We start from the raw sequence: 12570 nt of genomic DNA, 5'->3' as shown, positions 1-12570 counted from the left end.
CGACGCAGGGAGTTGCCGAGGGTGTAACCGAAGCCCGGCTCCAGCGGCTCGATCACGAACCGGGAGCGGAACTCGTCGACGACCTCTTCGGTCAGGGACGGACGCTGAGCAATCAGCACGGGGTGTTGCCTCCAGTGGTTGGGCGCCCGCTATGACGCCGTAGACATCACGAAGGGTACGGGCGATACGGTCTCTGGTGACCGCGTGCACTTCCTCGTGGTGCACGGCGCCCGCAACCTCAACTGCCTCATGGGATGAGCTTTAGTGCTCGTCCCCGATGGCATGACCCTGTACGTCGGTTCTTCGGGGTGGACTCCTGATCGAGGTCACATCGGGGATGGTGAGGCCGGAGCCCGCCGGTGGCGAGCGCAACATAGACCATGATCGCCGGTTAGCCAAACGTCTCCTCGTCACTCAGTTGTGTCAGAACCACCGAAGCCTTCGCGCGCTCCGCCCGACGGACCCGAGCAGACCTGCACTTGGTCCCGCCTCCGCGGCCGCAGATCGGCCCGCGTGACGGCCAGTCAGCTCGCTGCCTTCAGAACTACCCGCCTGACCAGCAGCAATAGCGAACCGCCGGACTTGGAGTGGAAGCCCGGCCCGCTGGTGCGTCCGGTACGGGGTACGCGGATGTGGTGGCGCCTTCATGCCGTGCGTTGCTGTGAGTGCGCTGAGCCATCCGGGGCTGCTTCGCGACCGGAACGGGGACAGCCTCGTCATCGGCCCGTGGAGGCTGTGCGTCTCCGAGACCCAGAATCTGCAGACCCTGGTCCTCCTGCTCGGGACACCCTTAGGGTCCAGTTCGCCTCACCTCAGCGGCGCGGGCCGCAGCCGTCCTGGTCGCCGTCGTCGAGGCGCTGCTTCCGGACGAGGCCGGCCGCACCTTCCACCTGATGCGGCCCTGGTACGCGATGATGGCGATGACCGACCCGGGTCTGGCCGAACTGTTTGCCTACGGCGGGCCTGGTTCTGTCCTGGCCACGTAGACGGTGTTGGTCGAGGTGCCTCCTTGCAGGGGATTGTCGAAGTCGACGAGATGGACCGCTGATTGCGGGAAGACCTCTGTGAGTGCGGAGGTGAATTGTTTGTCCGGCGGGTCGTTCGACCACAGGGCGAAGGCCCCGTTGGGGTGGAGGCGTTCGGTGAGAGCGCGGAGCCCGGCAGGCTGGTAGAGCGCCGCGTGGCGCGGGTGGAGCACATGGCGCGGCGAATGGTCGACATCCAGCAGAATGGCGTGGAAGCGGCGGCCCGGCTCCTTCGGGTCCAGACCGCACGAATCGGCCGCCATCGCGAAGAAGTCGCCTTGAACCAGGCGGCAGCGGGCGTCCGAAGTCAGCCGGGCGCCGAGAGGGACCAGGCCCCGCTGATGCCAGTCGATGACTTCGGCGAGCGTTTCGATCACGGTCAGCGAGCGCACTCGGGGGTCGTCCAGCACAGCCTCGGCGGTGTACCCGAGTCCGAGTCCGCCGACGGCAATGTCCAGTTCGGCGCAGGGCAGTTTCGCCAGTCCGAGTTCCGCAAGCGCGATCTCGCCGGTTGTGAAGAGGCTGGACATCAAGAACTCGTCGCCGAGCTTCACCTCGTACACATCGGTGTCCGATGCCGGGTCGCGTCGGCGCCGCAGGCTGATGTCGCCCATCGCTGTCGGGCGCCAGTCGATCTCCTCGAAACGCGCGCTCATCCGTTTACCTTTCTGACGCGCCGTCGGTGCCCGAAGCCGGTGCCTGGAACGCCGCTCTGCGCAGGTGTGGACGCAGGCGCGAAACCGTCCCTGCTGCCGCCAGGGCAGGGCAGGAGGGGGGAAGGGGGCCGCCGGTCAGGCGTCGATGATGACGGGGATGATGAGGGGCCTGCGGCGGTGGGTACGGAAGGCCCAGTTCGCCACGGCACGGGCGATGAGCTGTTCCAGCTGGTGTGCGTCGCCGACGCCTTCCTGGGCTGCGGTCGCCAGAGTCTTCTCGATGACAGGGATGACCGGTTCGAAGGTGGTGTCGTCGTGGACGAACCCGCGGGCCAGGAAGTCGGGAGTCTCGGCAAGGGCGCCCGTGTCGGCATCGACGATCGCCACTACGGTGACCACGCCTTCCTCCGCGAGGGTGACGCGGTCCTTCAGGGACGCCTCGGTGGCGCCGCCGACCTCCATGCCGTCCACGTAGACGTTGCCCGCGGGCACCTTGCCGGTGATCGACGCACTCCCGTCCACGAGGTCGACGACGACGCCGTCCTCGGCGATGACCACCCGCTCGGGATCGACCCCCGTACGGATGGCCAGGTCGGCGTTGGCCCGCAGGTGGCGCCATTCGCCGTGCACGGGCATGACATTGCGGGGCTTGACGATGTTGTAGCAGTACACGAGTTCACCGGCGCTGGCGTGCCCGGAGACGTGCACCTTGGCGTTGCCCTTGTGGACGACATGGGCGCCCCACCGGGTCAGCCCGTTGATCACCCGGTAGATGGCGTTCTCGTTGCCGGGGATCAGGGAGCTGGCGAGCAGGACGGTGTCGCCCTTGCCGATGCGGATCGCATGGTCGCGGTTGGCCATCCGAGACAGAGCCGCCATCGGCTCGCCCTGGGATCCGGTGCACACCAGGGTGATCTTGTGGTCTGCCAGCTTCTCCATTTCCTTGGTACTCACGACCAGGCCGCTGGGGACCTTCAGGTACCCGAGGTCGCGGGCGATGCCCATGTTGCGGACCATGGAGCGGCCCACGAAGGCGACCTTGCGGCCGTGCTGGTGCGCGGCGTCCAAGACCTGCTGGATGCGGTGCACATGGCTGGCGAAACTGGAGACGATCACCCGGCGCGGGGCGGTACGCATCACCTGCTCGATCGCCGGGTTCAGGTCGCGCTCGGAGGTGGTGAAGCCAGGGACCTCGGCGTTGGTGGAGTCGGTGAGGAAAAGATCGACGCCTTCCTCGCCGAGGCGGGCGAAGGCGCGCAAGTCGGTGATGCGGTCGTCCAGCGGGAACTGGTCCATCTTGAAGTCACCAGTGTGCAGCACCAGCCCGGCCCCGGTGCGGATCGCGACCGCGAGACCGTCCGGGATGGAGTGGTTGACCGCCACGAATTCGCAGTCGAAGGGGCCGAAGCCGCGCCGGTCGCCCTCACGTACCCGCACCGCGCGCGGCCGGATTCCGTGCTCTTTGAGCTTGGCCTCCAGGAACGCCAGTGTCAGCTTCGAGCCCACGACAGGGATGTCGGAGCGCTCTCGCAGCAGATACGGCACGCCACCGATGTGGTCCTCGTGGCCGTGGGTGAGGACCACGGCCACGATGTCGTCCAGGCGATCACGGATCGAGGTGAAGTCCGGCAGGATCACGTCCACGCCGGGCTGGGTCTCTTCGGGGAACAGCACGCCGCAGTCGACGATGAGCAGCTTGCCGGCATGCTCGAAGACGGTCATGTTGCGGCCGATCTCACCCAGACCGCCCAGGGCGACGACCCTCAGCCCTCCTTCAGGCAGGGGAGGGGCGGCTTTGAGTTCGGGATGCGGATGGCTCATATTCTGACGTTACCGGAGAGTCTGCCGAGGTGATCCACTGGCTGCCCCAACCAGCCGGTTCAACACGGCGCGGCTGCGGCGGTCAGCGGTCCGACTTGCCGGTCTCCGTCACGATCCGTACAGCCCCCTCACGGAACTCCGGATCGAACTTCTGTCGCATCTCCGTCATGACTCCCAACTTCCCCCGCAGCAAGGTCTTCAGGCTACGAGGGGAGGGACGACCCGGCTGATTCAGCGGATACCGTCCGGCCGGGTAGCGAAGGTGCCACAGAGCTCTGGGGAGCGTGGCTTGCTGTCTGCTCAGGCTGTGGCTGCTTGGTGCTCTACATCCTTGTGGGCGGGCTCTTCGGGCTGAAGGCCTTGTGCCCAGTTGACGGTGAAGGGTGCGGCCAGGCCTGCTAGGAGGAACATCGCACCCACGACGTACCAGCCTGGACGTCCCCAGGTGACGCAGAGCGAGATGAGCAGGGCCGGCCCGACGGCCTCGGCCAGGCCGGCGCCGAGTCCGAACACCCCTAGGTATTGGCCGGTGGCGTGCTGGGGGGCGAGGGCGAAGGAGACCTCGAAGCCGGCTGCGGAATGCCACAGTTCACCGATGGTATGGACGACGACTGCGGTCAGCAGGAGTGTTGCCGCGGCCCAGGCCGGTACGCCGGCGGACAGCGAGATCAGCGCGCAGGCCATGAGGAAGGCCACGCCGGAGCGGCGGTAGGCCCATGCCCCGGCGGCGGGGTTGTCGATGTTGCGGCTGGCGCGTATCTGGAAGCCGATGACGAGGAGAGTGTTGAGGAGCATGGTGCCCGAGATGAGCCAGTGCGGGGCTTCGGTGCGGGTGACGAGCCACAGGGGTATGGCTGCGGTGAGCACTTTGAACTGGATGGCCATGACACCGTCCAGGACGGTGAGGGCGAGATAGGGGCGGTCTCGCAGGGCTATCCAGCGTGGCCCCTTTGCCACGGCCACCGGAGTGACCTTCGGCAAGAGGAACATGACTATCGCGGATGCGGCGAAGGCGATCGCGTTACCGACGACGAGCAGCTGATAGGACGTGTGGGTGCCGACTTGGACGGCCCACCCTGCCAGGACGGCACCAAGCGAGATACCGATGTTGCTCACGGCCCGCAGGTAGGCGCGGAACTCTTGGGGGCGCTCCCCTCCGTGGTGCCGGATGAGCGGACTACGGGCGGCCAGGCCCGCTCCCTTGGCGCCGGTCGCCGCGCATACCGCGATCACGAACGGCCAGAAGCTGTCGGCCAGTACGAAGGCGGCCGTTGCCGCTGCCTGGATGGTGAGGGTGACGACATAGACGCCGCGAGCGCCGCGCCGGTCCGCGAGGTGCCCGGCGGCGATGCCTGCAGCCAGAGCCAGGAAGCCGGCGATGCCAAGTCCGAGGCCCACTTGGTTGGCTGGGAGGTGAACCGCCTGGGTGAAGTACAGCACTCCCGCGGTCAGATAGAGGCCGCTGCCGACGGTGTAGACGAAGTTCGAGGCAGCGAGGATGCGCTGCGGCCTCGTGTCCGGCAGCAGGTGGGGCATGAACGGGCTCCGTAGCCTTGGCAGGAAGTAAGGACTGGAACTGCTGTGTGAAACTTACATGCGTGATCGTGCGGTGGGGAGACCGCGACGGGCACCGCCCTGGCACGGCGAGATTTGTGGCTCGAACTCGAGACTGCCTGGCCGGAACGCACCACCTGGCCGCCTGAGACCTCAGTGGTGTCGTAGGCAGAAATGCCTGGGGCCTAGATCAACAGGACTTGGCCGATCAGGTAGAAGTTCAGGACGCTGACGAGAGCTGCAATGAGGGAGGCCGCAACGGTCGTGAGGGGCCGGTTGGCCAGCGGGCCCGTGACCGTGCGGCTGCGGGTGAGGAGGACCGGCCAGGAAGGCAACACGTCGGGGGGCGCAGGGTGGACAGCGACGCAGTGGTCGTCGCGGCCGCCCCGAGTGGGCACGTCGCCGTCTACGCGGCCGGGGCGAGTTCGGCGCGGCCGAACAGCAAGGCGTAGCCGGTGGGGAGCTGGTGGAGGATGCGGGTGATCAGGTCAGGGCCGGCGTAGGCGGCGACGGCGGAGAAGACGGAGCCGGTGTCCCAGCGGGTGGTGGCCAGGGAGGCGCCGGTGCGGGCGGCGAGGTCCTTGACGAAGGACCAGCCGGTCAGCGGCTGGTGGTCGGGGATCTGCGCGGTCAGTACGCGTGCGGCTTCCAGGGGCAGGCAGCCGGCCAGGTCGACGCGTTCGTCGCCGGTCAGCTGGCGCCCCAGTCCGGCAAGAACCAGGCGGACGGCTTCGTCGGCTCTCTCGCGGGTGGGGTAGGCGCCCTCGTAGCGGACCTTCTCCAGCATCTGCTCGTATGCCGTCCCGTACGGCTGCTGGGACGGTGCGTGCCGGTCGGAGATCACGGGGGTGGTTGCCTTTCTTGCTGTGGCCGGTGTTCGGGCACCGGGGGACGGAATGGTCAGGTGGGCTGGGGGCGGCCGAAGAGCAGGTCGTAGTCGGCGGGGAGCTGGAGCAGGATCTGGCCCAGCAGGTCTTCGCCGGCGGCGTCGGCGACGGTCGACAGCACGGCACTGACGTCCCAGGCCGCGGTCTGCTCGGTGGCGCCTTCGATCCACGCGGCGGTTGCGCGGACGAACCGCTCCGGGGGCAGCGGCTCGGCGCTCTGCAGCGGGTTGAGCAGGAGCAGGGCGAACGCCTCAGGCAGGCGCGCCGCCAGCTGGGCGCGGACGTCGCCGACCAGGTGCGCGCCGAGGAGGGCAAGTACCACACGGGCCGCGCGCTCGGCTTCCTCCGCAGAGTCGTACTTGCCGCGTTCCTTCACGTGGCCGAGGAACGCTTCGCGTCGCAGAGTCATCTCGGCTGCCACCCCTTCTTCTTCGGACTGCCCACGGGGGTGCGGAGAGCGGGGTGAGGGGGAGAGCAGGTGCCCGCCCTCCGCACCCGTCCGGCCGGTGTCAGCCGGAGATCTCCTTGCGGCCGGATCCGACGCCGATGGAGATCTTGCGGGGCTTGGCGCGCTCGGCGATCGGGATGCGCAGAGTGAGCACGCCCGCGTCGTAGTCGGCCTGGATGTGCTCGGTGTCGAGGGTGTCGGCGAGCACGATCTGGCGGGAGAAGACACCCAGCGGCCGCTCGGACAGCTCCATCTGCACGTCGTCGGTCTTCGCCACCGGCCGCCGCTCGGCCTTGACGGTGAGCATGTTCCGCTCGACGTCGATGTCGATCGCGTCCGCGGTGACGCCCGGAAGGTCGAAGGCCACCACATACTCGTCGCCCTCGCGGTAGGCGTCCATGGGCATCGCCGACGGGCGGGACCAGGTCCCCGGGCCCATCAGCTGCTGCGCCAGCCGGTCCAGCTCACGGAAGGGGTCAGTGCGCATCAACATCGTGAAAACACCTCCAGCAGGTTCAGGCAGTTGCTGCCAATGCGCCTCACTGACACCGTTGTAACATGTCATCCAATGGATGACAAACACGATGTCGTCTACACGATGACAACAAGAGGGAGGTGTCCGTGACCGCAGCCGACCAGCCGTCCCCGACCAGCACGAATGCCCACAGCCCGGCGTCGTTCCTCGCAGCCGCGGCGGCCCTGCACGCCATAGACGACGCCCTGCGCGACGCCAAGCGAGAGTCCCCGGAAACCCCGGATGCTCCCGGCCCCGGGCCGGAGCAGGCGCTGGCCTCCCTGATGCTGCTGCGGCAGGTACGCGAGCAGCTCGCCGGATGGGAGACCGGCCTGATCGAAACCGCCCGCGACGCGGGAGCCAGCTGGGCCGACCTCGCCCACCCCCTCGGCGTCGCCAGCCGCCAGGCCGCCGAACGCCGCTACCTGCGCGGCCGCCCCGGCCCCGCCGGAACCACTGGCGAACAACGCGTCCAGGCCACCCGTGAACGCCGCGCCGCTGAACGCACCAACGCCAACTGGGCCCGCCGCAACGCAGCCGACCTGCGCCGCATCGCCGGCCAGATCACCGCCCTCACCGACCTGCCCACCACCGCCCGCCTCCCGCTCAGCCAGCTCCACGCGGCCCTTGCCCACGACGATCCCGCCGAGCTCGTCCGCCCCCTCAACGCCACCCGCCCCCACCTGGCCACCACCCACCCCGACCTCGCTGCACAACTCGACACCCTCACACACCCCTGAACCCACCCGTTCCGGTTCTCTGTTCCGTCCCTGCTCGGGCCCCGGGCCGTGGTGGCATGCCCAGGTCCACACTGGCTGTCGCGGCGGCCCGGTGGGCCTGGGCGCGCTTGCTGGCCAGGAACCTCAGGGTGAGGCCGAGCCCTTCGACCTCACCGCGCCAGCCTTCGTCGATCGCGCGTTGACGACGGGCCAGGAAGTCGGCCTCCAACTCGTCGAGATTTCGATGAAGCGGTGACCATGAGTGGTCTCGCCTAGTCACCGATGGGGAGTGCCCGGACGCGGAGTAGCCGGAACCGGACACGTGCGGCGGGACCGTTTTGCGAAGCTAGCGCCGTATCTCGCCATGCATCCAGTGGACGCCCCAGGGCGGGCCGCCGTCATCCACTCCGGTGAACCGTCCCCGGCGCCCGGCCACGCACGGCCGGGCGCCGGGTCACCCGCGCAGACCAGCGCGGCACCGAGTGGGCGGTCAGTCGGTTTGACGGTTCAGCTGCGCCATCAGCGCGGTTGGCCGCGCGGGCGGCGGCAAGGTCGTCGCCCTGGTCCTGAAGCTGGATTTCCAGGTCGACCACCTGCTGTTCGAGGGTGTTGATCCGGGCCTTGAGCTGTTCGGTGTCATCGGGTCCGCCGATGCCGGACTCGCGCCAGACCTGCTCGCCCAGAACGTCGCTGAGCCGCGCTTCGAGGCGACGGACGTGGGCCGCGAGGCGGGCGGTGCGGGCGTCGGTGGCGAGCAGGTCGGCCTGGAGGGAGGCCCGGCTGACGGTCGGGCCGCGGCCACCGGGAACGGTCGGCGGTTCAGCGGCTTGGGCGTGGACCTGGCCGAGCAGGTCGCGGTGGCGGTAGAGGAAGGTGCGATCGACGCCGGCGCGGCGTGCGACCGCGGTGACGCTGATTTCGGAGCCGTCCTTCGCGGCCTGGGCCAGGGCGGCGAGCACGCGCTGGCGCCGTCGTCCGGTGTCGGCCGCCTTCGCCGTGATTCCGTGCAGCAGGAGCTGCCGCACCCCCGTGAGCACGTTCGGATCCGGGCTGGCTCACGTACCGGCTCGGCACCCGGCCCCGGGTACACCAGGCCAGTCCCCACGGGCCGCTCAATGCCCGTGACCGGCTTCGAGCCGAACTTCAGCCAGACAACGAACAGCCCCAGCTCCTCGGCGGCCACCCGCCAGTCCCGGCTCGTCCGTATGCACCAGCGCAGGTACAAGGCGATGTGGCTTCTCCGAACTACTGGGGTCGTCCCGTACTCAGGTGATGGGATCAGCCCCAGGGGCGGTATGGAGCCGTAGAACGGCCGCGAACGGCACGGGTGTTAGCTTCTTCCCCGTGGCGGAACACCAGGACGAGACCAAGGCGGCCTACGACGGGGTCGTCGAGCTCTATGCGTCGATGTTCGCTAATCGGTTGGAGACGCACCCGTTCTCACGGAACATGATCGGCACTTTCGCCGAGCTGGTGCACGGGACGGGGAACCCGCGGGCAGCCGACGTCGGGTGCGGGCCTGGACATCTGACGGCCATGTTGCACGAACTGGGGCTGGACGCCTTCGGGCTCGACCTCTCCCCGGGCATGGTCGACCACGCCCGGCGGGCCCATCCGGCACTGCGGTTCGATGAGGCGCTGATGGAGGCCCTGCCGGTCGAGGACGGCGTGCTCGGCGGCGTGCTGGCCCACTACTCGATGATCCATACCCCGCCTGGAAAATTGCCCGCGCTGCTCGCCGAGCAGGTACGTGTCCTGGCACCAGGGGGCCTGCTCCTGGTCTCGTTCTTCGCGACCGACGGACCGGAGCCGGTCCGCTTCGACCACAAGGTGACGCCCGCCTATAGCTGGCCGGTGGACCGGTTCGCAGAGTTGCTGGCCGGGGCCGGGCTCGTCACGTTCGCCCAACTGCTCCACGACCCGGCCTCCGAGCGAGGCTTCCTCGACGCCCACTTGCTGGCCCGCCGCCCCTAAGGACGCCTGCAGGCGGACGTGCACACCTTCCGCATGTAATTTCCCATCGACATCGCGCACTTGGACCGCAGGCTGCGCGTCCTGTCGGTACGCACGATGCCCCTGGCCGCTGAGCCTCCCGCACCCACGCGCCCGGCACATCCCGGAGGCGGGGGCCGGGGCGACGGCGGACTGAGGGCTGCGGCCAGGGGCGCGCATCGCGGTCGACGAGGCTACGACCCCTCCGAACCCTCCGTGAACGCGGTGGTGTGGTCGGCGGCCCACTGGCGAAACGTTCGCGGCGCCGTCCCGAGGATGTCGGCCACCGCAGTGGTGATGTACGCGGGCTGTCCGACCGCCGCGCTCCACGCGGCGAGCAGCATGTCGACGACCGAGGTGGGCGCCGTGCCCTCCGACAGGCTCCGGAACTCGTCCGGCGTCATCTCCTCGAATGCGATCCGGTTCCCCAGGGCGTCACCGATGACGCCCACCTGCGCGGCCTGGGTCAGCGACTCGGGGCCCGTAAGCACGTAGTCGCCTCCGACGTATCCGTCCTGATAGAGCGTCCGCGCCGCGACGGCTGCGACGTCGCGGTCGTCGACCGGTGCCGTCCTGGCAGCGCCGTAAGGCCACCGGACGACCTCGCCGGCCCGGATCGCGGGCGCCCACCAGGCCAGCGAGTTCGACGCGAGCATCCCCGGCCGGATGATCGTCGACTCGAGTCCGGTGGCTGCGATGAGCCGCTCGATGTCGGCGTGCAGCACCGCCATGGGATTGGACTGCTGGAAGAAGGGGTGCGGCGTCTGGTGCGGGGAGGAGAGGAAGACGACCCGCCGCACGTGGGCTGCCAGCCGCTCGACGACTGCCGCGGCGGTCTGAGGCGGGGCGGTCCAGACGAGGAAGACCGCACCGGCGCCATTCAATGCTGGGTCGAGCGACTCGGGCACGGTGAAGTCGCCGGTGAAGACCTCGACCTTCGCCGGCAGCGTCGCCGCCGCCTCGGAGCGATGGGTGAGGGCGCGGACCGCCACGCCCGCGTCGAGGAGTTGGTCGATGACGACGCGGCCGACCCGGCCCGTCGCCCCGGTTACGAGCACGGGAGGAATGTCTGCTTGATTCATGCCACCCATGGAAACGTTACTCGGTTAAAAAAGCAACTCGGTCATGAAGGTTACACTGGTCAGATGAGCGAGCCGACGGGACTGCGGGCCCGTAAGAAGGAGCGGACGCGCGACGCCATCGGCGACGCGGCCGTCTCGCTGTTCCTGGAGCGCGGCTTCGACCGCGTCTCGGTCAACGACATCGCCGCGGCGGCCGAGATCTCCAAGCCGACCCTCTTCCGGTACTTCCCCACCAAGGAAGACCTGGTGCTGCACCGATTTGCGGACCACCAAGGAGAGGCGGCACGCGTCGTACGTGACCGCAGGTCCGGCATCAAGCCGGTGACGGCACTGCACCGGCACTTCCGGGCCGGCCTCGATCGGTACGACCCCGTCACCGGCCTCAACGATCATCCCGAGGTGGTGGCGTTCCACCGGCTGGTGTTCACCACACCGAGCCTGGCGGGACGGCTCACGCGGTACCAGCTCGAGGACGAGGAGGCACTGGCGGACGCCCTCGGCGAAGGCATCCAGGCACGCCTGCGAGCCGCCCAAGTACTCGCGGTCCAAAGGGTGCTCGCCCGGACCAACTGGCAGAAGATCGCCGACGGTCGAACCGCCCACGACGTCCACCCCGAGGCCGTAGCCGACGCCGACCAGGCATTCAACCAACTGCGGTGACAGGCGACACTCCCCGTCGAAGAAGGCTCCGCAGCCTGGTGCACGCGTTGCCACCGGCCCGGTCAGGCCGCTTCCGCACTGTTTCGACCGGTGCCGGCGTCCTCTGACCATCGCCGGAGGCGACAACGGTCCAGGTCACGAAGGCTCCGGCGGTGCGGCGACCGCAGTAGTGCGAGCAACGATCTCCCGGAAGGTGGGAATTCCCAGGTCGACAGCCTCTACTTCCGGGCGATTCGCGCGTCGAGTTGGGCAATCTTCTCCTCGGCGTGGGTCAGGCTGCTCTGCAGTCCTTCGATCTCGCCGAGCCAACCCTCGCGTTCGGCTTCCAGGACGCGCGCGAAGAGGTTGTCGTGGATCTCGACGAGCCGCGGCCGTTCGGACGCGTGAACGATCAGGACCGGGGCAGCGGACACAAGCGTGCTCATGAGCACAATCAGTTCCGTATGCGCGGCCGCAGTCGCCCAGGGCGAGCTTGCGGCGCTCAAAGTGGCCGAGAAACTCGTCCCATTCCTCCGGGGTGACGGTGCGGTATTCCTCGACAGGCCGCAGAGCCCGGCGCCGGGCGATGAACGCTCGATGTGCCTCGATGGCATCAGTCGGGTAGATCGCGGCGTATCCCATCGTCGTCCCGATGTGGTCGTGCCCAGCAATGACCTGGGCGATGTAGGGCGGCAGCCCGTTGAGGATGGAGTCCGTGATGGAAATTCGGCGGAAGTCATGGGGCTGGAAGATGACGCCCGCGCTGTCCACCAAGCGTCTCTAATCAGCTGAGCGATCCCGTGTCAGACGTAGTGCCTGGCAATGGGATTGCGCACCGTGGTGGGGTCGCGTGAGCGTGCAGGTGGAAGCCCGCGCCCAATGTTGTCCCTCGCGGCTGATGCCGATGGGTGGGGGTGCTGATCGTCGTCACGCCCTGGTGCCGGTGGGCTGCGCGGGGCAGCCGGTTCCGGCCCGTGTGGGCGTGTCCCTCCGGACGCTTGCCCGCCGGCCCCGAGGGGCTGGTGGGGGAGGGTGCCGTGCGTCGCCTGGGCGCGGGGCGTGTGGTTCGGTGCCGGGTGGGGCCGGTCTTGGACCGGTCGTTCCGGCTGGTCTCGGATGTGGTCGGGGTGAGCACGGTTTTGGCTTCGAGTGTGTCCACGACCGTGCGGATGGCCATGGTGCCGCTGGTGCGATCGGTCACGGTCTTGGCCTGGTGGGTGAGGCCGCGTGCGG

Annotated in this window: 14 protein-coding genes and 1 pseudogene; 4 read left to right on the top strand and 11 right to left on the bottom strand. The window is 68.7% G+C overall.

Annotated features, from left to right (window positions below; translation table 11 throughout):
• The 8 genes and pseudogenes from AB0D27_RS43205 to AB0D27_RS43170 form a co-directional block, all read right to left on the bottom strand.
• Window positions 1-119, bottom strand: a pseudogene (locus AB0D27_RS43205) (DNA-directed RNA polymerase subunit alpha); the annotation flags it as partial.
• 833 nt (window positions 120-952) lie between these two features.
• Window positions 953-1681 (bottom strand): spermidine synthase, encoded by a 729-nt coding sequence (locus AB0D27_RS43200; protein WP_362520560.1) that lies wholly within the window; start codon window positions 1679-1681, stop codon window positions 953-955.
• 135 nt (window positions 1682-1816) lie between these two features.
• Window positions 1817-3502, bottom strand: a complete 1686-nt coding sequence (locus tag AB0D27_RS43195; RefSeq protein WP_362520557.1) for a ribonuclease J — start codon at window positions 3500-3502, stop codon at window positions 1817-1819.
• A gap of 300 nt (window positions 3503-3802) precedes the next feature.
• Window positions 3803-5038, bottom strand: coding sequence for an MFS transporter (locus AB0D27_RS43190; RefSeq protein WP_362520554.1), 1236 nt, complete (start codon window positions 5036-5038; stop codon window positions 3803-3805).
• Between the two features lie 203 nt (window positions 5039-5241).
• Window positions 5242-5394, bottom strand: coding sequence for a hypothetical protein (locus AB0D27_RS43185; RefSeq protein ID WP_362520552.1), 153 nt, complete (start codon window positions 5392-5394; stop codon window positions 5242-5244).
• Between the two features lie 68 nt (window positions 5395-5462).
• Complete coding sequence (locus AB0D27_RS43180; RefSeq protein WP_362520550.1) at window positions 5463-5900, bottom strand: DUF2267 domain-containing protein; 438 nt, start codon at window positions 5898-5900, stop codon at window positions 5463-5465.
• 56 nt (window positions 5901-5956) lie between these two features.
• The gene (locus AB0D27_RS43175; RefSeq protein WP_362520548.1) at window positions 5957-6352 is read right to left on the bottom strand and encodes a DUF2267 domain-containing protein; all 396 of its coding nucleotides are present in this window, start codon (window positions 6350-6352) and stop codon (window positions 5957-5959) included.
• Window positions 6353-6452: 100 nt separating this feature from the next.
• Entirely contained in the window at window positions 6453-6884 is a 432-nt protein-coding gene (locus AB0D27_RS43170; protein WP_093906005.1) for an Hsp20/alpha crystallin family protein, read from the bottom strand.
• A 128-nt stretch (window positions 6885-7012) separates the two neighbouring features.
• Between AB0D27_RS43170 and AB0D27_RS43165 the strand changes: the two genes are divergently transcribed.
• Window positions 7013-7645, top strand: a complete 633-nt coding sequence (locus AB0D27_RS43165) for a type III effector protein (protein ID WP_362520545.1) — start codon at window positions 7013-7015, stop codon at window positions 7643-7645.
• Window positions 7646-8022: 377 nt separating this feature from the next.
• Here the strand turns inward: AB0D27_RS43165 and AB0D27_RS43160 are convergent, their stop codons facing one another.
• Window positions 8023-8661 (bottom strand): hypothetical protein, encoded by a 639-nt coding sequence (locus AB0D27_RS43160; RefSeq protein WP_362520542.1) that lies wholly within the window; start codon window positions 8659-8661, stop codon window positions 8023-8025.
• Window positions 8662-8968: 307 nt separating this feature from the next.
• Here AB0D27_RS43160 and AB0D27_RS43155 point away from each other — a divergent pair, with 307 nt between their 5' ends.
• Window positions 8969-9598, top strand: a complete 630-nt coding sequence (locus tag AB0D27_RS43155) for a class I SAM-dependent methyltransferase (RefSeq protein ID WP_362520540.1) — start codon at window positions 8969-8971, stop codon at window positions 9596-9598.
• 212 nt (window positions 9599-9810) lie between these two features.
• Here AB0D27_RS43155 and AB0D27_RS43150 read toward each other — a convergent pair whose 3' ends face one another.
• A complete protein-coding gene (locus AB0D27_RS43150) occupies window positions 9811-10698 on the bottom strand; it encodes an NAD(P)H-binding protein (protein ID WP_362520537.1) in 888 nt (295 codons plus the stop codon).
• Window positions 10699-10761: 63 nt separating this feature from the next.
• Between AB0D27_RS43150 and AB0D27_RS43145 the strand changes: the two genes are divergently transcribed.
• A complete protein-coding gene (locus AB0D27_RS43145) occupies window positions 10762-11358 on the top strand; it encodes a TetR family transcriptional regulator (RefSeq protein WP_362520535.1) in 597 nt (198 codons plus the stop codon).
• A gap of 218 nt (window positions 11359-11576) precedes the next feature.
• Here AB0D27_RS43145 and AB0D27_RS43140 read toward each other — a convergent pair whose 3' ends face one another.
• Window positions 11577-11783, bottom strand: a complete 207-nt coding sequence (locus AB0D27_RS43140) for a hypothetical protein (RefSeq protein WP_362520532.1) — start codon at window positions 11781-11783, stop codon at window positions 11577-11579.
• Between AB0D27_RS43140 and AB0D27_RS43135 the strand changes: the two genes are divergently transcribed.
• Window positions 11782-12129 (top strand): hypothetical protein, encoded by a 348-nt coding sequence (locus AB0D27_RS43135; protein ID WP_362520529.1) that lies wholly within the window; start codon window positions 11782-11784, stop codon window positions 12127-12129. The two genes, AB0D27_RS43140 and AB0D27_RS43135, sit on opposite strands and share 2 nt — an antisense overlap.
• The last annotated feature ends 441 nt before the right edge of the window (window positions 12130-12570 follow it).

Source organism: Streptomyces sp. NPDC048415, from assembly GCF_040651675.1.
Classification (GTDB): Bacteria; Actinomycetota; Actinomycetes; order Streptomycetales; family Streptomycetaceae; genus Streptomyces.
The sequence above is the reverse complement of the archived record's forward strand: the minus strand, read 5'-3'. Positions and strand labels throughout refer to the sequence as shown.